This is a genomic window from Martinezella sp. CNPSo 3732 (assembly GCF_057784515.1).
In genome coordinates, this window is sequence record NZ_JBXSOO010000002.1 from 24,871 (window position 1) to 44,345 (window position 19,475).

Below are 19,475 nucleotides of genomic sequence, written 5' to 3' on the forward strand. Positions count from 1 at the left end.
ATCATTTTCAGTTGATTGATTTATGACATTGCCCCATCTTGGTATGAGGCGGCGCAGTTGTGAACTGCGGTCAGGAGGCACGATGTCCCTATCGACGCTGAAGAATAGACGCGAAAGAGGTTTTCTCGATGGTCAGTTCCTGATCGCCATGCCCGGCATGGAGGATCGGAACTTTCATCGCACGGTTGTTTATATCTGCGCCCATTCCGATGCCGGCGCCATGGGCTTTGTCATCAACCGGGCTCAAAAGCTGACATTCACCGATGTCCTCTTGCATCTCGAAATGATAAAGGACGACGATGCTATCGTGCTTCCGCAGATGGCGCGCGATTTCCCGATCCAGACCGGCGGTCCTGTCGAAAGTGGCCGCGGTTTCGTTCTGCATTCCGACGATTACATCAGCGACAGCAGCATTCCGGTCAGCGACGATATCAGCCTGACGGCGACGCTCGATATCGTCCGAGCCATTTCCAAGGGAAGCGGCCCGAAGCGCGCGACCATGTTGCTCGGCTATGCCGGCTGGGGCGCTGGTCAGCTCGAGGCGGAGATCGGCAACAATGGCTGGTTGAACTGCCCTGCAAACGAAGAATTGATCTTCGATCGCAGCCTCGACAACAAGTATGACCGTGCGTTGGCTCTCATGGGTATCAATCCGGTCATGCTGTCACCGCATGCCGGCCATAGCTGAGCCGATTTGCGTTATTTTGGAACGAAATAGCTGATGTGACGTTTTTCTGGCAGAGCGACGGCAATTCCGCCGTCCTAGCCCAGGAGGCGTCAGACATGAGCAGCACGACCGACAAGGTGTCCGGTAAGGCGAACGAAATTGCCGGCAAGGCCAAACAGATGGCCGGCAAGGCGACGAATGATAAGGAAATGCGCGCCAAGGGCGCTGCGCAGGAAGCCAAGGGCAAGGTGCAGACCGCCGTCGGCAAGGCCAAAGATAAGGTCAAGGGGGCGGTCGACCGGATGTGACCGGCTGCTTGTTTTGCCAATCCATGGTCGCTGCTCCGTTTGAATTGACGTCGAAGCGGCGATGTTGGGAGGAAGAGCCTGTTACGGAAACGTGGCAGGCTCTTTAATATTCAGTATGGGGCAACCATCCTTTGCGAGGGGGCATGCGGCTTTTCACCTGCGACCATTGCGGCCAGCCAGTGCATTTCGACAACAGGCAATGTGTCCGTTGCGGACATCAGCTCGGCTTCGTTCCGGATCTGATGGCGATTCACGCGCTGGAGCCCGGTGAGAGCCCGAATTGGCATCTGGTTTCCGAACCCACCAGGCATCTGCGCTTTTGCGCCAATGCCGAGCTCGATATCTGCAACTGGCTCATCGATGCCGAGGAGCAGCAGCTCTATTGCGTCGCGTGCCGGCACAATCGTCTCGTGCCGAACACCGACACCGAGCAGGGCATAGATCGCTGGCGACGCATCGGCCAGGCGCAGCGGCATCTGTTCTATTCGCTTTTGCGCTTGAAGCTGCCCCATCCTAACCGGACAGAGGACCCGCAAGGCGGGCTGGTGTTCGACTTCCTTGAAGACGAAGTGCAAGGCGGCACTGTCGTCCCGGCGATGACAGGTCATGAAGAAGGACTGATCGCGATCCGCGCCGCGGAGGCCGACGATGCGACGCGCGAACAGGCGCGCACCTCGATGAACGAGCCGTATCGCACTTTGCTCGGCCACTTCCGCCACGAGACCGGCCATTTCATCTGGAACAAGCTTGTCCGCGATCGCGGGCAATTCGATCCCTTTCGCGCCGTCTTCGGCGACGAGCGCGCCGATTATGGCTTGGCACTTCAGGCCCATTACGACAATGGCCCGCCTGCAAACTGGCAGGAAAGTTTCATCAGCGCCTATGCCAGCTCCCATCCATGGGAGGATTTCGCCGAATGCTTCGCGCATTATCTGCACATCGTCGATACGCTGGAAACGGCGCGCTCCTTCGGCTTGGCGATCGATCCCCATCGCTATCACGACATGGCGGCCGAGGTGGATTTCAATCCTTACAAGGCGGAAAGTGCCGAGCAGCTCGTCAGCGCCTGGATCCCTTTGAGCGTGGCGATCAATTCCATCCAGCGCAGCATGGGGCAGCCGGATTCCTATCCCTTCATTCTTTCGCCGCCGGTGGTTGCCAAGCTCGACTATATCAGGGAATTGATCGACAGCGCGTGATCGAATACTCAGGCGCGCTTCGTCAGCGGAAAGCGTTCCTTCAACAGGCGTATCACCGAATCCGAGCCCATCGGCGGCCCGAAGATGAAGCTCTGGCCATAGCTGCAGCCGATTTTGGCGAGCTCCAGCGCGTCCTCTTCCGATTCGATGCCCTCGGCGACGACGCGCATGTTGAGTTCGCGCGCCATGGAAATGACCGAGCGCAGCAGAACCGCCTTCTTGTCGCTGTCGTCGCGGACCATCGCCTTGTCGAGCTTGATCGTATCGAAGGGGAAACGGGTGAGGTAGGCGAGCGAGGAATAGCCTGTGCCGAAATCGTCGAGCGCAAGGCCTATGCCGGCGTCACGCAGCTTGTCGAGCACGAGCCGCGCCTGTTCCGGATTTTCCATCACCTGCGATTCCGTCAGCTCCAGCTTGATGCGGCTTGGATCGCAATGGGTCTTGGCGAGCAGCGCACGGATATCGTCGTAAAGCTCGTTGTTGAGGAGCTGAACGCTGGAAAGGTTGATGGAGACGAACAGCGGCAGGTCACCGGTCTGTCGCTGCCATGCCTTCAGGTCGTTGGTCGCTTGCTCCAGGGCGAACATGCCGAGCGGCCCGATGATGTCGGAGGCCTCGGCGATCGGGATGAATTCGTACGGCGGGATATTGCCGCGCTTCGGATGCTCCCAGCGCATCAGCGCCTCGAAGCCTGCGATTTCTGCATCCTCAAGCCGAACGATTGGCTGATAGACGAGCGAAAGTTCCTTGCGTTCGACCGCACGGCGCAAATCGGTTTCAAGCTGCAGCCGGTCGGTGCCGAAGCTGCGGAAGGCCGGTTGGAAAGGCTCGACGCGGTTGCCGCCGGCGCGCTTGGCGCGGTACATGGCAAGTTCCGCGTCGCTGAGCATCCCCGCCGCATTTTCCTGCTGATCGACCCAGGAGGTCAAGCCGACGGATGCCGTCAAAATGATCTCGCGGTTAGCGAAATTGATCGGTACCATGATCGCCTTGCTGATCGCGTCGGCAAAATCTGCGACCTTGGCGGGATCTCGTTCGGAAACGAGGATGAGGCCGAACTGATCGCCCGAAAGACGGGCGAGCGTATCCTGCGGCTTCATCAGGCGGCGAAGGCGACGGGTCAGCGCGATCAGGATATTGTCACCAGCGGCAAAGCCAAGCGTATCGTTGACGAGTTTATAGCGATCGATGTCGATGACGATGACTGTCGGCCGCAATTGATTTCCATCGGAAGCCAGCGTCAGAACGGCCTGCAGACGATCAAGGAAGACCTGGCGGTTCGGCAATCCGGTGAGATTGTCATGCACGGCATCGTGCAGCAGCCGCTCAATCGAATTCTTCTGCTCGGTAATGTCGACGATCGTACCGACGCAGCGAATGATCTCACCATTGGAGCCCAGCACTGGCCGGGCGCGGATCGACAGCCAGTGGAAATGCCCGTCTTCCGCGCGAATACGGAATTCGTGGTTCAGCCGGCCCCGCCGATGTTCCAGAAGCACGTCGAGTGTAGCGCGGAAACGGTCGCGATCATCGGGATGCAGCCGCGGCAGCCAGTTGCGCGCTGCGCCGTGCATGGTTCCGGGCGAAAGGCCGAGCTTCACCGAGATATCGGGCGTCGTCACCACGCGGTCGCGGGCCACGTCCCAATCCCAGACGGTATCGCCGGAGCCTGTCAGCGCCAGGGACTGTCGCTCCAGATCGGAGAACAGCCCTTGCTGGAAAGCACCGCCGGCAAAGGCGTGCTGCATAACCGTGAAGCCGATCAGGAGCACGATCAGCACGAGACCTCCGCCGAGTGCCGGCTGGATGATGTCATTGTCAAGCTTGCCCATGACCGTCATCCAGGCGCCGAACAGCCAGACGAGGATCAGCGCCCAGGCGGGCACGAGCAAGATGGCCCGGTCATATCGGCTGAAGCCGAGATAGATGATGAGCAGCAGGCCGGCCGTTGCCGTCAGCGCCAGCGACAGCCGGGCGATGCCGGCCGCAATCGACGGATCGTAGATCGCCACGCCGAAGAGCAGGGCAAGGCCGAGCACCCAGGCGAGCGTCACATAGCCGAGGTGAGCGTGCCAGCGATTGAGATTGAGATAGGTGAAGAGGAAGATCACCAGGCTGGAGGCGAGCGCCACCTCCGCGCAGGCGCGCCATATTCGCTGGTCGCTGGACGTGATGCTGATGAGCTTGCCGAGGAAGCCGAAGTCCACGCAGATATAGCCGAGCACCGCCCAGGCGAGTGCGGCCGTCGCCGGCAGCATCGAGGTTCCCTTGACCACGAAAAGAATGGTCAGGAACACCGCCAGCAGGCCGGCGATGCCGAGCACGATGCCGCGATAGAGCGTGAAGGCGTTGACCGTGTCCTTGTACGCGTTCGGTTCCCAGAGATAGAGCTGCGGCAGGTTCGGCGACGAAAGCTCGGCAACGAAGGTGACGACGGCGCCGGGGTTCAGCGTTATGCGGAAAACATCGGCTTCGTCGCTAGGCTGACGATCGAGTGCGAAACCTTCGCTCGGCGTGATCGCGACGATGCGCTGCGAGCCGAGATCGGGCCAGAAGACTTTTGAATTCACAAGGCGGAAATGCGGGGCAACGATGACGCGCTCGAGCTGCTCTTCGGAGACATTGGCGAGCGCGAAAACCGCCCAGTCACCCTGATGATTGGGCGAGGAGGAGCGAACCTCGATGCGGCGGCGGATGCCATCGGCGCCGGCAGCCGTCGAAACCTGAAAGGCTTCACCCTGATTGGTGTAGATTTCGGTCGTCGCTGTGAGGTCGAGCGCAGTATCGTCACGCGAGATCTTCACGGGCTCGGCTGCATCGGCCATCCCGGCGATCAACAGCAGCATGGCGGCAGCAAGCGTTGCGATCACGGCGCATAGCCGGCGGGCCATCGGCCACGTCTGCATCGATCCGGCGATCATCGCTGGTCGAAGCTTCGGTTCGGGTTGGTGTCGGATGCCAACCTTGAAAACATCACATGGTCGCGCCACTGACCGTTGATTTTAAGATAACCGCGCAAATGACCTTCCCGCTGGAAACCGGCTTTTTCCAAAAGCCGCATGCTACGCTCGTTATCCGGAATACAGGCTGCTTCAATTCGGTGCAACTCAAGTCCGGAAAAGATATAGGGTATAACCAACTGAAGTGCGGCGAACATATGGCCCTGACCGGAGTAGCGCTCGCCCATCCAATACCCGATCATGCAGCTCTGCGCAGCACCTCGGCGAATATAGCCGATCGTGATGCCGCCAACCAGCGTCATGTTTTCCCTGAGAAAAATGAAGAGCGGTATGGCCTGGCCGGAGCTGTATTCCTGCTTACCACGGATGATGCGCGCCCGATAGGCACCTTCGGTCATCTCGTCATGCCGCCAGGTGGGCTCCCAGGGTTCCAGAAAGCGGCGGCTTTCCGCCCGAAGCTTATGCCATTGATTGAAATCGGAGTAGCGCGGCAGCCGCAGCAAATAATTGTCGTTTTCGAGTTCAACCGCGTCCGAATGACGTGAGAGAAACCGAAAGACAGATTTTTGCATGCCGCCAAGCACTCCCCCGAGAATTGCACCCATAGGCCTGCGGCGTGCCCTTAGCCGCTTGCGCTTCTGGAGGCAGGGACCGGCGACGACAGCGAGGTGACGATGTCCTCCATCGGCGCGAGCTGCTCCAGCGGCCCGATCGCAGAAAGCGTCGGTACTGTATCGAAGAACAGCCGGCCGGCAAGATCCGTCAGGCGGTCGATCGTGATGCCTTCCAGGCGCTCCAGCATCTCCTGGTTCGGGATGGGGCGGCCATAAAGCATCATCTGCCTTGCGACCTGGCCGGCGCGGGCGGCCGGGCTTTCCTGGCCCATCAGCAGCTGTGCGCGGATCTGGGCGCGGGCGCGCTCGATTTCCTGCTGCTGAATGTCATGGGAGGATTTATGCAGCTCGTCGATGATGACGGGCAGCAGTTCCGGCAGGTTCTCGCCGCCGGTCGCGGCATGGATGCCGAAGATGCCCGTATCGGAGAAGCCCCAATGGAAGGCGTAGACCGAATAACAGAGACCGCGGAATTCGCGCACTTCCTGGAACAGCCGCGAGGACATGCCGCCGCCGAGGATATTGGCGAGGATCTGCGAACAGTAGAAATCGCGGGTATGATAGGCGCGGCCTTCGAAGCCGAGCAGGATCTGCGCATCCATCAGGTCGCGCGTTTCGCGAATGTTGCCGCCGATATAGCGCGCCGGCTCAATAACGGGCGGAGCGGACGGTTTTGTCGGCAGGCTGGAGAAGCGCTCCTCGACCTGGCGCACGAAGCTTTCATGGTCGACAGCGCCGGCCGCCACGACGAACATGCGGTCGGTCGTATAGTTGCGGCCCAGGTAATAGCGGATCTGTTCCGGCGAGAAGGATACGACGGTTTCCGGCGTGCCGAGAATGGCGCGCCCGAGCGTCTGGTCGCGATAGGCGACCTCGGAAAACTTGTCGAAGACGACATCGTCGGGCGTATCGTTGGCGGCATTGATTTCCTGCAGGATGACCTGCTTTTCGCGCGCCAGCTCTTCTTCGTCGAAGGCCGACTCGGTCAGGATATCGGCAAGGATATCGACGGCGAGCGGCACATGGTCCTTCAGCACGCGGGCATAATAGGACGTGGTTTCGGTCGAGGTGGCGGCGTTGACTTCGCCGCCGACATTCTCGATTTCCTCGGCGATCTGCCGGGCCGAGCGCCGCGCCGTGCCCTTGAATGCCATATGCTCGAGCAGATGCGCGATACCGTGTTCTGCTTCGGTTTCGTTGCGCGAACCCGACTTGATCCAAACGCCGAGTGCCACGCTTTCGAGGTGTGGCATCGATTGGGTCGCTACTGTCAGCCCGGACGCTAGCCGGGTGCACTCCACTGTCATCGCTTGTCTTTCCGCGTCTGTTATTCGCCGGTCCGGATATGCCTGCCGATAAAGCTTTCGACGGCTTTAAGTTCCGGATCGAGAATGTCGAAACGCTCCTCCCTGGTCATCAGACCAGCAAGCCACGTCGGAAGCGCCGGGTCAATACCGGATGCGGATTTTACTGCGGCGGGGAATTTTGCCGGGTGGGCGGTCGCAAGCGTTACCATCGGACTGCTGGGACGCTCGTTCTTGCCCGCAATGAAGACGCCGATTGCCGTATGCGGATCGAGCAGATAGCCTGTATCGGCAAGGGTTTTGCGGATCGTTTCGGCCACCTGCTTCTCGCTGGCGCGGCCAGCGCGGAAGTCCTTCTTGATGAACTTCAGAGCCTCTTCGCTGACCGAAAATCCGTTCGACTGCTTCAGGCTCTCCATGGCGGCGCGCACCTTGGAGGCGTCGCGGCCGTTGGCCTCGAACAGGAGCCGCTCGAAATTGGAGGAGATCTGGATATCCATCGACGGCGAGGTGGTTGCCTTGACTGAGCGCATTTCATAGCGGCCAGTCTTCAGCATGCGGGCGAGGATATCGTTTTCATTGGTGGCGATAACAAGCTTTTCGATCGGCAGGCCCATGCGCTTGGCGACGTAGCCAGCGAAAATATCGCCGAAATTCCCGGTCGGCACAGTGAAGGAGATTTTGCGGTCCGGACCGCCGAGGGCGACGGCTGTCGTGAAATAATAGACAACCTGCGCCATGATTCGCGCCCAGTTGATTGAATTGACGCCGGAAAGCTTAACCTTGTCGCGGAAGGCGGCGTCGTTGAACATGGCTTTGACGAGGTTTTGGCAATCGTCGAAATTGCCCTTGATCGCCAGTGCATGTACATTTGCCGCCGTCGAGGTGGTCATTTGCCGCTGCTGCACCGGCGAGACTTTTCCATGCGGGAAAAGAATGAAGATATCGGTGCGTTCGCGTCCGGCAAAGGCGTCGATCGCCGCACCGCCAGTATCGCCCGAGGTCGCGCCGACGATGGTCGCCCGCTGGCCGCGCTTTTCCAGCGCATAGTCCATAAGCCGCGCGAGCAGCTGCATGGCGACATCCTTGAAGGCGAGCGTCGTGCCGTGGAAGAGCTCCATGACGAAGCTGTTCGGCCCGGTCTGGACGAGCGGTGCGACCGCCGGATGCCGGAAGGTGGCGTAGGCATCATCGATCATGCCGCGGAAGACATCGGCCGGGATTTCGCCATTGGTGAAGGGCGAAAGGACGGCGAAGGCAACATCCTGATAGCTCTTGCCGCGGAACGCGCGGATTTCCTTCTTCGTCAGGACAGGCCATTCACGGGGAACATAAAGCCCGCCATCACGAGCAAGGCCAGCTAGGAGAGCGTCACAGAAGCCAAGGGCAGGGGCTTCTCCCCGCGTTGAAATGTAGTCCACGGTCTAGAATTCCTTTGGTCGCAAAATTGCCTGAGTGATCGATTGAGAGGGTAGAGGAACGAAACGACGGCGGCCGGTCTTTTTGCGTCGGATCAGCCGCGTGGTTTTCGCGTTTGCGCAAGGCGCGTGGGATCAGCGCCGGGCGGAGGCCGTTTGTGGCAATCTGTCGATCTCGAAAAGTGAGCCAAAACGGTGTCTACCCAATCGATTTTTCGCTGCGTCGCTGGTATAGACCATCGCCAAGTGTCATAAAAGGCCTGTTTGACAGGCTGCAGGCCGATTACATGAAATATATGGAGAGGGTGGAATAATAGTGTTTGGCAAGGTTTCGCGTCGTCTTTTCTCCGCTTCGCTTCTGGCATTGCTGACGGGCTGCAGCACTCTCGGTATTGGCGGCAGTAGTGAAAAACAGCCGGCAACGGATGTAACGGTAGCGCCGCAAACCGGAGCCGCGACCGCTGCTCCGACCGGCGGCCAGTCTTATGTCGCGGGCAAGTGCCCGCAGGCCGTCATCCGCGACGAGGATTCCGTCTATCGCACCTACGCCAAAGGCGCCAAGGATGATCCGAACCAGCTGATCTATCAGGCTTCGCTGGCTGAGGCGACACGCCAGTGCACCACGGACGGCACCAGCCTCGGCATTCACGTCGTGGCGCAGGGACGCCTGGTTGCCGGCCCGATGGGCAGCTCCGGCAAGGTGACCCTGCCGATCCATGTTGCCGTCATGGACAACGACAATGCGCTCTATAGCAAGACCATTATGTACACGGCGGAAATCCCGCCGGGCGAGACCACTGCGCAGTTCCTTTTCACCGATGACGATATCCAGGTTGCCGGTGGCTCGGGCGGCTTCACCATCGTCCAGATCGGCTTCGATCAAGGCCCGCAGAAGCCGGCAAAGGGCGAGAAGCCGGCGCGCAAGAAGCGTCACTAAGGTTGGGGTCAAGCGGTAGGCAGTAGGCAGTAGGCAGTAGGCAGTAGGAAAAGATCACCTTGTCCTTGTTGCCGCCGGCACTATAGCCGCAACATTTATTGCCTATTGCCTATTGCCTATTGCCTATTGCCTCAGAGGACGCCATCCCATTCGGCGAGTGCCATGACGACGCCGGGCAGCTCGGCCATGCGGCTGACAACGGTTTCGGCACCGGCATCGGTCAGCCTGTCGGCATGCGAAGGATAGCTGTGCGATGCGCCGGTGAAGCCGATGACGCGCATGCCGGCAGCGCGCGCCGCCTGGACGCCGTGAACCGAATCTTCGACGACGATCGTATTGGCTGGGCTGACATTCATCTGCTTGGCGCCATGCAGGAAGATGTCCGGCTTGGGCTTTACGCGGTCGGCGCCGAGATCCTTGGCGGAAAAGATATTGGGAGCAAACAGCTTGAAGTAACCGACCTTCGTCAGCATCATTTCAAGCCGCGCGGCGCTGGAGTTCGAGCAAATGCAGCGCGGCATCGGCAGGCGTGACAGCGCCTGCGGCACGCCCGATATAGCCTGAACGTCGCTGGCAAGCGCTAGGTCGAGCAGTTTTTCCGATTTGTCGAGCAGCGAAGCAGAGAGGGGGATGCTGGCCTCGCGCTCGACTTCGTACAGGATGTTGCGCCACGTCATGCCGGAGAAGCGTTCGCCCATTTCCTCGGCGCTGATCGGATAGCCGGCATCGGTCAGCAGCTTCGATTCAACCTGCGCCGCGATGATTTCCGAATCGACCAGAACGCCGTCGCAATCGAAAATGATGAGGTCGAAACCATTGCTCATGAAATTACTGCCTTTGATGTGGCTGGGATCGGCACGCTCCAGGAAACCATCGGTGTTTCGGGAGGTGCTCTGAAAAACGACCGCCGGGCTTTACACGATATGTCGGCAAAGCTCAACCAATTGGCGGGCATGGCTGCGCTGCAGTGAGCGAAAAGGTCGAAATGCGCAAAAGAGGTGACGAAGGTTTCTTGTTGCTCGACATCGGATGGCCCCGCCTTTAAGGATCGGCCATGGCCAAGGAGCGCGACGACACCATTGCCAGCCGCATCAGCCGGGTGCTTGCCGACCGCATCATCCGCGGCGAGATCGCGCCCGATGCCCGCCTGCGGCAGGATCACATCGCCGAAGAGTTCGGCACGAGCCACGTGCCCGTGCGCGAGGCGTTCCGCCGGCTGGAGGCGCAGGGGCTGGCAATCAGCCTGCCGCGCCGTGGCGTCCGTGTCGCCTCTTTCGATCTTAAGGAAGTCCGCGAGGTTGCGGAAATGCGCGCAGCCCTCGAAGGTCTTGCACTCAAGCATGCAGCCCCGCATCTGACTGCAGCTATTCTGGATGAGGCGGAACAGGCGACGCGCGACGGCGATGCCGCCGGTGACGTTCATGCCTGGGAGGAAGCCAATCGCCGCTTCCACCGTCTGATCCTCGCGCCCTGCGGCATGGCACGTTTGCTCGCCGCCATTGATGACCTGCATGCCGCCAGCGCCCGCTTTCTCTTCTCCGCCTGGCAATCCGGCTGGGAGAAGCGCACGGATCACGATCACCGCGCTATTCTGGCAGCTCTCCGCCAGGGGCGAGCCGACGAGGCCGCAGCGATCCTGCAGAAGCATGTGCAATGGATCGGCCGCGCGCCGGTGCGCACGCCTTCGGGATCGACACGCGACGCCTTCGCAATCGTCGGCTGAAAATTATAGATAATTTTGAGATATGTGGCTGAGCACGCTTTGAAGGCGGCGCTCCACGAGGGCTTCCTTCGCCCTGATGTCGCCGCTCCGCGGTCAGTGCCCTGCTTTAGTGAGTCGCGTCTTTGGATTTTATTACCCTTATTTTTCAATGGTATTTCGTGCTCAGTCGAAATATCGAACGCTTGCCACTTGCCTGGTTTCGCGATCTCTCTCATAAAATAGATGAGACTCAAAAATTATCTATAATTCTGGAAGGAGAGCCTATGTCCCTGTTGCAGCATCATGATGAAGTCGCTTTCGATCCGCTCCGCCTCGGGCAGCGTTCGCTCGTTACCAAGACCGTGTTCGTTCTCGCCGGAACGCTGATCCTGACACTCGCATCGCGAATCTCGGTGCCGATGGTGCCGGTGCCGATCACCATGCAGACATTCGCGATCACTATGATCGGCGCGCTCTACGGCTGGCGTCTTGGTGCAGTCACCGTTCTCGCCTGGCTGGGCGAAGCCGCGATCGGCTTTCCGGTGCTCGCCGGCGGGGCAGGCGGCATTGCGCCCTTCATCGGTCCGACGGCGGGTTATCTCGTATCCTTCCCGATCATTGCCGCCCTCGTCGGTCTGCTTGCCGAGCGGGGTTGGAGCGGCAATCGCGTCGTGCGCAGCTTCCTGGCGCATCTCTCGGCCAACATTCTCTGCCTTGCGTTCGGCGGCGTATGGCTTGCAGCGCTGATCGGTGCGGAAAAAGGCTGGCTGCTTGGCGTAGCGCCCTTCATCCTCGGCGCCGTGCTCAAGTCGGCGCTTGCAGCTGCCGTGCTGAAGACCATCCAGGTCTATGGCGGCAAGGCGCGTCTGAATTGACCGTCAGGCTTCGCGCCCACCATCTGCTCTGCATGCTGACCTTTGTCGGTGAAGGCTATAACTCAGCCTTCACCGACAATTATCGCCGCATCGCCGAGCGGCTGTCGGAAGGGGAAGAGATCAAGCTGGTCTCCGGACCCGACGACATCTGCGCGCCCCTCCTGAACGGGGAGGAGCCGCATTGCTTCAAGACCTCGGTCATCGAGCGGGATGCGGCGGCTCTTGCCGATATCGTGGCATTGCTGGGCGAGGAGATCGGTCCTGGAACCGTGTTGGTGCCGGATGCCAGGCTGCTTTCCAAGCTCCGCCGTAATTTCGCCAGCGGTGAAATCCGTCACGCCTGCCTCGGCTGCGAATGGGGTGAGCTCTGCAGCCGCATTGCTGCAAACAATTTCAGTGGTGTCCTGATCAAGGCAGCCTAAGGCGTGTTATCCAGCTCCGGCTGCGAGGTGCTCTCGCTTAATTCAAGCGGAAAGAGCGCCAGAAACCGGCGCTCGCCTTCGGGCGTGAAGAAGATCGAGCGGCTGTTTTCGGTGCGCCGCGCCCATCCCTTGTCGAGGAAATTCGAAAGCAGCGCCTTGCCGAGGCTGCCGGCGAGATGCGCGCGCCGCTCGCTCCAATCCAGGCAGGATCGGCAAAGCGGGCGGCGGCTTGAGCGCAATCCGGAAACGTCGATGCCGATTGATCCCAAATGCTTCTCGCCGACGGCTGTCAGGCTGAGACCTTCGCCCACGGCGGAGATCGACCCGGCCTCGATCAGGCTGTCGAGCATGCGCACACCATAGTCGCCGGCCAGATGATCGTAGCATATGCGCGCCTTGCGCAGCGCCGGCTCCTTCGGACCGGGACGATGGCGCAGATGTCCGCGGCTGGCGGCAAAACCCATGATACCCTCGAGCAGCTTGCCGACGCGATCGTCTGCCAGTGTGAAGTAGCGATGGCGGCCCTGCTTGCGCTGTACCAGCAGGCCGCCCGCTTCGAGCTTGGAAAGATGAGCGCTCGCGGTCTGCAGCGTCACGCCGGCAGCCGCTGCCAGTTCCGTTGCCGTCAACGCCCGGCCGCCCATCAGCGCCGTCAAAATATTCGCTCGCGCGGGATCGCCGATCAGCGAGCCGATCTGTGCTATGTCTGGACCTTCTTTCATACTTCGATCGTAACCGAACTATCTCCGTCCTGCAATGTGCGAAAACACTCCCATCAGCAAAGGAGAAAGCCAATGATTACCTGTTTCATCCGCTATCAGATCGATCCGTTCAAGCAGGACGCCTTCGCGGAATATGGCAAGGCCTGGGGCCAGGTCATCCCGCGCAACGGCGCGGACCTGATCGGCTATTTCGCCCCGCACGAGGGCTCGCTGACGACGGCCTACGGCATCTACAACATCGAAAATCTCGCCGCCTACGAAGCCTATCGCAAGAGCCTCGCCGCCGATCCGCTGGCGCAGGCCAATCTCGATTTGGCCCGCCGCGAGCGTTTCATCTTGCAGGAAGACCGCATTTTCCTGAAAAATATCTCCCTGCCGCACGCTCCGAGGATATCGCCATGATCGCAGTCATTTTCGAAGTCGTTCCCCATCCAGACGAACGCCAGCACTATCTCGACATTGCTGCAATGCTGCGCTCCGAACTCGAAACGATCGACGGCTTTATCTCGATCGAGCGCTTCGAAAGCCTGAGCCAGCCAGGTAAATTCCTGTCGCTGTCCTTTTGGCGCGACGAGGCGGCCGTTCGCCAATGGCGAAACCGCGAGGCACATCGTGCCGCCCAGAAAGCGGGTCGCAAGACGGTTTTTGCCGACTATCGTTTGCGTGTCGCGCAGGTGCTTCGCGATTACGGTATGACGGAACGCGCAGAAGCACCCGGCGACAGTCACGCAGTCCACGACATCTAGGGCTTTCAGCGCGATAGCGACTTTCGAGAGGCCTGCATTCCCGGCGGTTTCGCCGGGAATGCAGAAAATATGACGCCGCTTTAGCCTTTGGTAACCAAGTTAGGTAACCATAACACTCAGTTAAGAGCACCGAGTAAGTGTAACAGCGAGTATCACATGGCGTCAGTTTTCCCGCTTGCCGACCTCAGGACTTCAGCCGTTCCGGGGTCCTGGATCGACACGATCATCAAGGGCGATTGCGTGGCCGCTCTTGAAGCACTGCCCAATCAATCCGTCGACGTCATCTTCGCCGACCCGCCGTACAATCTCCAGCTTGGCGGCACGCTGCATCGTCCGGACCAGTCGCTGGTCGACGCCGTCGATGACGAATGGGACCAGTTCGCCTCCTTCGAAGCCTATGATGCCTTCACCCGCGCCTGGCTGCTCGCCTGCCGCCGCGTGCTGAAGCCGACGGGCACGATCTGGGTCATCGGCTCCTATCACAATATCTTCCGCGTCGGCGCGACGCTGCAGGATCTGAACTTCTGGATCCTCAACGACATCGTCTGGCGCAAGACCAATCCGATGCCGAATTTCAAGGGCCGCCGCTTCCAGAACGCGCATGAGACGATGATCTGGGCAAGCCCGAACGCCAAAGCCAAGGGCTATACCTTCAACTACGATGCCATGAAGGCTGCCAACGACGACGTGCAGATGCGCTCCGACTGGCTGTTCCCGATCTGCAACGGCAATGAGCGGCTGAAGGGCGACGACGGCAAGAAGGTGCATCCGACGCAGAAGCCGGAAGCGCTGCTTGCGCGCGTCATCATGGCCTCGTCCAAGCCCGGCGATATCATTCTCGATCCCTTCTTCGGATCGGGCACGACCGGTGCCGTTGCCAAGCGTCTCGGCCGCCACTTCGTCGGTATCGAGCGCGAGCAGGATTATATCGACGCGGCCAGCGCCCGCATCGCGGCCGTCGAGCCTCTCGGCAAGGCGGAACTGACTGTGATGACCGGCAAGAAGGCGGAAGTGCGCGTTGCGTTCAACGTTCTGATCGAAAGCGGCCTCATCAAGCCCGGCCAGGTGCTGACCGATGCGAAGCGCCGCTATAGCGCCATCGTGCGGGCTGACGGCACGGTCGCTTCCGGCGGCGAGGCCGGTTCCATTCATCGCCTTGGCGCGAAAGTCCAGGGCCTTGATGCATGCAATGGGTGGATGTTCTGGCATTTCGACGACGGCCGTTCCCTGCGTCCGATCGACGAACTAAGAGCCATTATCCGCAGCGATCTGGCCAAGGTTGAGTAGCTTCAGCCATTTCCCGCAAACATATCCGCCTTCTTCCGCCGTGTACCTCCAGTCAGGGAAGAAGGTGAAATGCGCAGGGCCTTGCCGGACGATCTATCCGGCAAGGCCCTGCGCGTCTTTAGCTTCAGATTTTAGAAGTCCTGATAATCCGTGACGTCGACGCGCACGACGCGGCCATCCTCATCGAAGGTGATCGTTTCCTCTCCTTCGCGGATCAGCGGCTTGCCCGTCTTGCTGTTGGTGGCGCGGACCGACCAAACGGCGCGGCCCGACAGGGGCGTCAGCGTTTCCACGAGAGAATTCGATGCCGTCTGATCAGGATAGGTATCGAAATAGCCGCGGAAGGCTTCCATGATCGCCGCGCGGCCGGCAAGGCTGCCGACGCCGTTCGAAACATAGGTGGCATCCTCGGCGAAGAAGTTCTCGATCGCCTCATAGTCGAGGCGATTGATTGCATCATGGAACAGATCGATGCGTTCTGCAGGGTCGAAGATCATCGGCTCAAACCTTTATGCCATAGGCGGCGAGATCGCTGCGCAGCTTCTCGGCGCCGGTGAAGTGAACTGCATGCCAGCCGGCAGCGCGCGCGCCTTCGACGTTCGGATAGGAATCATCGATGAAGATCGTCGAGGCCGGATCGAGATCGAAGCTCTTGGCGTGGGTATCATAAATCGCCACATCCGGCTTGATCAGGCCTATATCGCCGGAAACTGTCACGCCGCGCGGCTTCTTGAGAAAGGGATAGCGCTCCTGCGCTTCGCGAAAGGTGTCCGAGGCGAAATTGGTCAGCATGGTGACGTCGCGTCCCTCAGCGATAAGCTGTTCCAGAATGGCGACGCTGTCGTCATAGGCGTGTGGAACCATCTCGTGCCAATATTTGCGGAAGCTGCGGATTTCTTCTTCCCGTTGGGGATGATCGGCGATCAGCAGTGCCTCGGCATCGCTCCAGGTGCGGCCGCGATCCTGCTCAAGGTTCCATTCATGAGTGCAGACATTGGCGAAAAACCATTCGCGCTCGGCATGGTCCGGAATGATCCTGCTGTAGGGAAGGTTTGGATCATAGTGGATGAGAACCTTGCCGATATCGAAAACGATATGCCGTATTTCCGTCGTCATGAATGAATTCCTGATTTTTGCTCTAAAGGCATTTTTGCGAACGCGTTGGGAATAGCCTGCGTGATCGCTTTTTTCATGACTGTCGGGAGTGCCTGCTCTTCAAGATTTGTAACCGGCGCCCACCATCCGTCATGGTTGTCCGCGTATGAGACGGACCTCGCGCGCCAGATCGACAGCCGCAGTTCGAAATGGGTGAAGACATGTGTCACCATGCCCGCCGACTGCCAATCGGCCGGGAAGGGGGCTGCCTCGATGCCGGTCTCGCCATCGATGCGTGCCGTCCAGCCGGTCGTTGGAACCTCGGTCATGCCGCCGAGCAGCCCGCTTTCAATGCGACGGCGCAGGAAGATTTCCCCCTCGTCATTGACTGCGACGAAGGCCGCGCCTTGGCGCACCGGCTTTTCCTTCTTGGCTGCCTTGACCGGGAAACGTTCGGGATCATATGCAGCCAGCGCCTGACAGGCGCCGTTGAAGGGACAGAGGGAACAGACCGGGCGCTTTGGCGTGCAGATCGTCGCGCCGAGATCCATCATCGCCTGGGCGAAATCGCCTGGTCGGTCCGCCGGCGTCAGCAGCGCGACCTTCTGCTTCATCAGTGGCTTGGCGCCGGGCAGCGGCGCCGAAATCGCATAGAGGCGGGAAATAACCCGCTCGACATTGCCGTCCATCACGGCCGCCCGTCGATTGAACGCGATCGCAGCAACTGCGGCAGACGTATAATCGCCGATACCCGGGAGCGCCCGTAGACCCTCCTCAGTATCGGGAAAGCGGCCGCCATGATCTGCCGCAACCGCCTCTGCGCATTTCTTCAAGTTGCGGGCACGAGCATAGTAGCCGAGCCCGGCCCAGGCGGCCATGACGTCTTCATTCGCGGCGGCGGCAAGATCATCGACCGTGGGCCAGCGCTCCAGGAATTTCGCGAAATAGGCTTTGACCGCCGGCACCGTCGTCTGCTGCAGCATCACTTCCGACAGCCAGATGCGATAGGGATCGGGCTTGATGCCGCGCGCAGCCATAGGTGGCGAGACGCGCCAGGGAAGGTCACGGTGATGTCGGTCGTACCAGGCAAGCAGGCGTGCGGCCGTGGGGGATTCTAAAGTCGTGGTCATGATTTGCCGCGTCGAGGGGAAGTGCTCTATACTTGTCCAAGCTGCGTCGGGCGATCAAGGCCCGCGATGCACAAAGCATGCACCGGAAGCCGATTGAGATGAGTTATCCCCGAAAAGGCGAAAGGCAGATATCCGAGCTGACCAACGGCATCGTCGATCCGGTGCTGGCAAAGCGCGCCGGCATCAACACGACGCTGCTTGGCTGCTGGGACGAAATCGCCGGTGAGGACTTTGCCGATTGCACGCGGCCGGAGAAGATCGCCTGGGCAAAGCGAACCGGCCCCGGCATGGATGACCGTTATCAGCCCGGCGTGCTGACGATCGCCTGCGAGGGTGCCCGCGCACTCTTCCTGACCCATGCGCAAGGCGAACTCATCCAGCGCATCAACAGCTTCTTCGGTTTCTATGCCGTCAATCAGATCCGCATCGTGCAGAAGCCGGTCTCGGTCGCCTCCAAACGCTCCCGCATGCCGCCGCCCTTGAAGGGCGAGGCGGCGCGCAAGCTAGCTGACATGATGGACGGTATCGAGGATGAGAAGATCAGGGCCGCCGTGCAGCGTCTTGGCACTGCCATGGCCTGGAAGCGGTGATAGGAAATAATCCAGGCTTGCTTTTCTGTTGATTACACTGTCATACTCGGGCGAGATTTATGAGGAGCTGGATATGCGAAGCAGCAAGCCGATCACGGTTACACTGGGTAACCAGCAGCGTGGTGTGGATGCCCGATTGAAATCCGGAGCATACGACTCAGCAAGTGAGGTCCTGCGCGCTGCTTTGAGGGCATTGGACCGTGAAGAAGAAGTCATCAATCAAATAATGCGCGCAAAGATCCAGGAAGCTCTTGATGATCCGCGACCTAGCAAAGATGCGGACGAAGTTTTTGATAAAGTTGAAAGAATTCATGCCGAACGAATGAAAGCCGCCGGTCGTGACATATAAGGTCTCTTTCAGCGCTCTTGCCGAAGAAGACGTTATTGGCATCTATGAGTTCATTGCGAAAGACAGTCCGGGCCGCGCATTGTCGTTTATCCGAAGGCTTCGAGAGCAGTGCGAAACACTTAAAACAATGGCCACCCGAGGACCCCAACGCGAGAGTTTAGGTCCGGGTGTTCGCATTATGGTGTTTGAGCGGCGGGTTACCGCCGCTTATCATATAAAGAACGAGGAGGTCGTTATTCTACGTCTCTTTTATGCCGGTCAAAATATCCCATCGACCTTGCTCGATGAACACTGAATTTGAATACATCCGCACCGATTCCGACAACAATTTTAGCTTTTTGTCTTTGCCAGGTCACAATTCTTTGAAGAAAGTTGGCCAACCGTGCCTTGTTAGCGGCAAGCTGCCGTTATATCGCATGAAACATTCGAAGCCTCTTTCAACGACGGGTGACTCTATGCCGATGTCCGACATGCTCTTGACCAAACGCCATCTGCTGGGCGGCTCTGCCGTTGCAGCCCTCTCCGTGGCGTTCTCTGCCGTTGCCGGCACCGCATCCGCCGCAACTGCAGAAGATGAAGTGCCGCCGTCCGACGGCAATGTCGACATGAACGAAGTGCTGAAGCCCGGTCCGCTGCCGGAGATCGCGCTCGGCAAGGAAGATGCGCCTGTCAAGATCGTCGAATACATGTCGCTGACCTGCCCGCACTGCGCGCATTTTGCCGTCACGACTTTCGATACGATCAAGCAGAAATACGTCGATACCGGCAAGGTTCGCTTCATCATCCGCGAATTCCCGTTCGATCCGCGTGCCGCCGCAGCCTTCATGCTGGCCCGCTGCGCCCCGCAGGAACAATACATGCCGATGGTCGAAATGCTGTTCAAGCAGCAGATCGCCTGGGCTTCGCCTGATGTCGACGGCCGCGCCGCATTGCTGCAGATGTCGAAACTCGCTGGTTTTACTGAGGATAGCTTCACGAAATGCTTGACGAACCAGAAGCTTCTGGATGATGTCAATTCCGTACGGGAACGCGCAGCCAAGGATTTCGGCGTCAATGCCACGCCGACCTTCCTAATCAATGGCAAGCGCTATGCAGGGGACATGTCTGTTGCTGCCATGTCGAAGCTTATCGACAGCCTGCTCTGATCCGC

The 19,475-nt window shown here is 59.7% G+C and carries 23 protein-coding genes; 14 read left to right on the forward strand and 9 right to left on the reverse strand.

All coding sequences use genetic code 11. The features are described from left to right. Positions 1 to 82: 82 nt before the first annotated feature. From AC13RM_RS04955 to AC13RM_RS04965, 3 genes are all read left to right on the forward strand, one after another. A complete protein-coding gene (locus AC13RM_RS04955; protein WP_113232065.1) occupies positions 83 to 688 on the forward strand; it encodes a YqgE/AlgH family protein in 606 nt (201 codons plus the stop codon). A 95-nt stretch (positions 689 to 783) separates the two neighbouring features. Next, complete coding sequence (locus AC13RM_RS04960; protein ID WP_069613771.1) at positions 784 to 975, forward strand: CsbD family protein; 192 nt, start codon at positions 784 to 786, stop codon at positions 973 to 975. 143 nt (positions 976 to 1,118) lie between these two features. Beyond that, on the forward strand, positions 1,119 to 2,174 hold the full coding sequence (locus AC13RM_RS04965) for a zinc-binding metallopeptidase family protein (protein ID WP_488554677.1): 1,056 nt from the start codon (positions 1,119 to 1,121) through the stop codon (positions 2,172 to 2,174). Between the two features lie 8 nt (positions 2,175 to 2,182). Here AC13RM_RS04965 and AC13RM_RS04970 read toward each other — a convergent pair whose 3' ends face one another. The 4 genes from AC13RM_RS04970 to thrC are packed head-to-tail and all read right to left on the reverse strand — an operon-like array spanning position 2,183 to position 8,473. Continuing rightward, positions 2,183 to 5,095 (reverse strand): EAL domain-containing protein, encoded by a 2,913-nt coding sequence (locus tag AC13RM_RS04970; RefSeq protein ID WP_440477606.1) that lies wholly within the window; start codon positions 5,093 to 5,095, stop codon positions 2,183 to 2,185. Then, positions 5,092 to 5,706 carry a GNAT family N-acetyltransferase gene (locus tag AC13RM_RS04975; protein ID WP_488554822.1) on the reverse strand — a complete coding sequence of 205 codons (615 nt, stop codon included), beginning with the start codon at positions 5,704 to 5,706 and terminating at the stop codon, positions 5,092 to 5,094. Before AC13RM_RS04975 ends, AC13RM_RS04970 begins: the two co-directional genes overlap by 4 nt. Before the next feature lie 50 nt (positions 5,707 to 5,756). Next, positions 5,757 to 7,055 (reverse strand): M16 family metallopeptidase, encoded by a 1,299-nt coding sequence (locus AC13RM_RS04980; protein WP_440477605.1) that lies wholly within the window; start codon positions 7,053 to 7,055, stop codon positions 5,757 to 5,759. Between the two features lie 20 nt (positions 7,056 to 7,075). Further along, the gene (gene thrC, locus AC13RM_RS04985; RefSeq protein ID WP_285176210.1) at positions 7,076 to 8,473 is read right to left on the reverse strand and encodes a threonine synthase; all 1,398 of its coding nucleotides are present in this window, start codon (positions 8,471 to 8,473) and stop codon (positions 7,076 to 7,078) included. A 313-nt stretch (positions 8,474 to 8,786) separates the two neighbouring features. Here thrC and AC13RM_RS04990 point away from each other — a divergent pair, with 313 nt between their 5' ends. Next, complete coding sequence (locus tag AC13RM_RS04990) at positions 8,787 to 9,407, forward strand: hypothetical protein (RefSeq protein WP_488554678.1); 621 nt, start codon at positions 8,787 to 8,789, stop codon at positions 9,405 to 9,407. 131 nt (positions 9,408 to 9,538) lie between these two features. On the opposite strand, the gene AC13RM_RS04995 is transcribed toward AC13RM_RS04990, so the two are convergent. After that, positions 9,539 to 10,231, reverse strand: coding sequence for an HAD family hydrolase (locus tag AC13RM_RS04995; protein WP_488554679.1), 693 nt, complete (start codon positions 10,229 to 10,231; stop codon positions 9,539 to 9,541). 230 nt (positions 10,232 to 10,461) lie between these two features. On the opposite strand from AC13RM_RS04995, the gene AC13RM_RS05000 reads away from it, so the two are divergent. The 3 genes from AC13RM_RS05000 (at position 10,462) to AC13RM_RS05010 (ending at position 12,406) form a co-directional block, all read left to right on the forward strand. After that, positions 10,462 to 11,130, forward strand: a complete 669-nt coding sequence (locus AC13RM_RS05000; protein WP_440477601.1) for a GntR family transcriptional regulator — start codon at positions 10,462 to 10,464, stop codon at positions 11,128 to 11,130. 263 nt (positions 11,131 to 11,393) lie between these two features. Next, a complete protein-coding gene (locus AC13RM_RS05005; RefSeq protein ID WP_440477600.1) occupies positions 11,394 to 11,984 on the forward strand; it encodes a biotin transporter BioY in 591 nt (196 codons plus the stop codon). Beyond that, complete coding sequence (locus AC13RM_RS05010; RefSeq protein ID WP_374815698.1) at positions 11,981 to 12,406, forward strand: DUF1284 domain-containing protein; 426 nt, start codon at positions 11,981 to 11,983, stop codon at positions 12,404 to 12,406. Before AC13RM_RS05005 ends, AC13RM_RS05010 begins: the two co-directional genes overlap by 4 nt. Here AC13RM_RS05010 and AC13RM_RS05015 read toward each other — a convergent pair. Continuing rightward, the gene (locus AC13RM_RS05015) at positions 12,403 to 13,128 is read right to left on the reverse strand and encodes an ArsR/SmtB family transcription factor (RefSeq protein ID WP_113232076.1); all 726 of its coding nucleotides are present in this window, start codon (positions 13,126 to 13,128) and stop codon (positions 12,403 to 12,405) included. The genes AC13RM_RS05010 and AC13RM_RS05015 overlap by 4 nt on opposite strands. A gap of 72 nt (positions 13,129 to 13,200) precedes the next feature. Between AC13RM_RS05015 and AC13RM_RS05020 the strand changes: the two genes are divergently transcribed. From AC13RM_RS05020 to AC13RM_RS05030, 3 genes are all read left to right on the forward strand, one after another. After that, positions 13,201 to 13,530 (forward strand): NIPSNAP family protein, encoded by a 330-nt coding sequence (locus AC13RM_RS05020; RefSeq protein ID WP_113232077.1) that lies wholly within the window; start codon positions 13,201 to 13,203, stop codon positions 13,528 to 13,530. Then, complete coding sequence (locus tag AC13RM_RS05025; protein WP_374815701.1) at positions 13,527 to 13,874, forward strand: antibiotic biosynthesis monooxygenase family protein; 348 nt, start codon at positions 13,527 to 13,529, stop codon at positions 13,872 to 13,874. The genes AC13RM_RS05020 and AC13RM_RS05025 overlap by 4 nt, the downstream gene beginning before the upstream one ends. 156 nt (positions 13,875 to 14,030) lie before the next feature. Continuing rightward, on the forward strand, positions 14,031 to 15,161 hold the full coding sequence (locus AC13RM_RS05030; RefSeq protein ID WP_113232078.1) for a site-specific DNA-methyltransferase: 1,131 nt from the start codon (positions 14,031 to 14,033) through the stop codon (positions 15,159 to 15,161). A 131-nt stretch (positions 15,162 to 15,292) separates the two neighbouring features. On the opposite strand, the gene AC13RM_RS05035 is transcribed toward AC13RM_RS05030, so the two are convergent. From AC13RM_RS05035 to mutY, 3 genes are read right to left on the reverse strand one after another with little or no spacing between them, the layout of a single operon-like run. Further along, a complete protein-coding gene (locus tag AC13RM_RS05035) occupies positions 15,293 to 15,658 on the reverse strand; it encodes a nuclear transport factor 2 family protein (protein WP_112341226.1) in 366 nt (121 codons plus the stop codon). Positions 15,659 to 15,662: 4 nt separating this feature from the next. After that, positions 15,663 to 16,277: an HAD family hydrolase gene (locus AC13RM_RS05040; RefSeq protein ID WP_374815704.1), complete on the reverse strand. Its 615-nt coding sequence runs from the start codon at positions 16,275 to 16,277 to the stop codon at positions 15,663 to 15,665. Then, a complete protein-coding gene (mutY, locus tag AC13RM_RS05045; protein ID WP_374816240.1) occupies positions 16,274 to 17,389 on the reverse strand; it encodes an A/G-specific adenine glycosylase in 1,116 nt (371 codons plus the stop codon). The genes AC13RM_RS05040 and mutY overlap by 4 nt, the downstream gene beginning before the upstream one ends. A 95-nt stretch (positions 17,390 to 17,484) precedes the next feature. On the opposite strand from mutY, the gene AC13RM_RS05050 reads away from it, so the two are divergent. The 4 genes from AC13RM_RS05050 (at position 17,485) to AC13RM_RS05065 (ending at position 19,470) form a co-directional block, all read left to right on the forward strand. After that, positions 17,485 to 17,976, forward strand: coding sequence for a DUF721 domain-containing protein (locus AC13RM_RS05050; protein ID WP_440477598.1), 492 nt, complete (start codon positions 17,485 to 17,487; stop codon positions 17,974 to 17,976). Between the two features lie 73 nt (positions 17,977 to 18,049). Further along, complete coding sequence (locus AC13RM_RS05055; RefSeq protein ID WP_440477597.1) at positions 18,050 to 18,325, forward strand: type II toxin-antitoxin system ParD family antitoxin; 276 nt, start codon at positions 18,050 to 18,052, stop codon at positions 18,323 to 18,325. Further along, positions 18,315 to 18,620: a type II toxin-antitoxin system RelE/ParE family toxin gene (locus tag AC13RM_RS05060; protein WP_167078208.1), complete on the forward strand. Its 306-nt coding sequence runs from the start codon at positions 18,315 to 18,317 to the stop codon at positions 18,618 to 18,620. Before AC13RM_RS05055 ends, AC13RM_RS05060 begins: the two co-directional genes overlap by 11 nt. A gap of 160 nt (positions 18,621 to 18,780) precedes the next feature. Further along, positions 18,781 to 19,470: a DsbA family protein gene (locus AC13RM_RS05065; protein WP_069613791.1), complete on the forward strand. Its 690-nt coding sequence runs from the start codon at positions 18,781 to 18,783 to the stop codon at positions 19,468 to 19,470. The last annotated feature ends 5 nt before the right edge of the window (positions 19,471 to 19,475 follow it).

What these genes read in the sequence shown, in the direction of transcription:
- AC13RM_RS05020 (WP_113232077.1), top strand. Translation starts at nt 13,201, where the DNA reads ATGATTACCTGTTTCATCCGCTATCAGATCGATCCGTTCAAGCAGGAC.
- AC13RM_RS05005 (WP_440477600.1), top strand. Translation starts at nt 11,394, where the DNA reads ATGTCCCTGTTGCAGCATCATGATGAAGTCGCTTTCGATCCGCTCCGC.
- AC13RM_RS05025 (WP_374815701.1), top strand. Translation starts at nt 13,527, where the DNA reads ATGATCGCAGTCATTTTCGAAGTCGTTCCCCATCCAGACGAACGCCAG.
- AC13RM_RS04980 (WP_440477605.1), bottom strand. Translation starts at nt 7,055, where the DNA reads ATGACAGTGGAGTGCACCCGGCTAGCGTCCGGGCTGACAGTAGCGACC.
- AC13RM_RS05030 (WP_113232078.1), top strand. Translation starts at nt 14,031, where the DNA reads ATGGCGTCAGTTTTCCCGCTTGCCGACCTCAGGACTTCAGCCGTTCCG.
- AC13RM_RS04955 (WP_113232065.1), top strand. Translation starts at nt 83, where the DNA reads ATGTCCCTATCGACGCTGAAGAATAGACGCGAAAGAGGTTTTCTCGAT.
- AC13RM_RS05000 (WP_440477601.1), top strand. Translation starts at nt 10,462, where the DNA reads ATGGCCAAGGAGCGCGACGACACCATTGCCAGCCGCATCAGCCGGGTG.
- AC13RM_RS05055 (WP_440477597.1), top strand. Translation starts at nt 18,050, where the DNA reads ATGCGAAGCAGCAAGCCGATCACGGTTACACTGGGTAACCAGCAGCGT.
- AC13RM_RS05050 (WP_440477598.1), top strand. Translation starts at nt 17,485, where the DNA reads ATGAGTTATCCCCGAAAAGGCGAAAGGCAGATATCCGAGCTGACCAAC.
- AC13RM_RS04960 (WP_069613771.1), top strand. Translation starts at nt 784, where the DNA reads ATGAGCAGCACGACCGACAAGGTGTCCGGTAAGGCGAACGAAATTGCC.
- AC13RM_RS05015 (WP_113232076.1), bottom strand. Translation starts at nt 13,128, where the DNA reads ATGAAAGAAGGTCCAGACATAGCACAGATCGGCTCGCTGATCGGCGAT.
- AC13RM_RS04995 (WP_488554679.1), bottom strand. Translation starts at nt 10,231, where the DNA reads ATGAGCAATGGTTTCGACCTCATCATTTTCGATTGCGACGGCGTTCTG.
- AC13RM_RS05065 (WP_069613791.1), top strand. Translation starts at nt 18,781, where the DNA reads ATGCCGATGTCCGACATGCTCTTGACCAAACGCCATCTGCTGGGCGGC.
- AC13RM_RS05040 (WP_374815704.1), bottom strand. Translation starts at nt 16,277, where the DNA reads ATGACGACGGAAATACGGCATATCGTTTTCGATATCGGCAAGGTTCTC.
- AC13RM_RS05035 (WP_112341226.1), bottom strand. Translation starts at nt 15,658, where the DNA reads ATGATCTTCGACCCTGCAGAACGCATCGATCTGTTCCATGATGCAATC.
- AC13RM_RS04965 (WP_488554677.1), top strand. Translation starts at nt 1,119, where the DNA reads ATGCGGCTTTTCACCTGCGACCATTGCGGCCAGCCAGTGCATTTCGAC.
- AC13RM_RS04975 (WP_488554822.1), bottom strand. Translation starts at nt 5,706, where the DNA reads ATGCAAAAATCTGTCTTTCGGTTTCTCTCACGTCATTCGGACGCGGTT.
- AC13RM_RS04970 (WP_440477606.1), bottom strand. Translation starts at nt 5,095, where the DNA reads ATGATCGCCGGATCGATGCAGACGTGGCCGATGGCCCGCCGGCTATGC.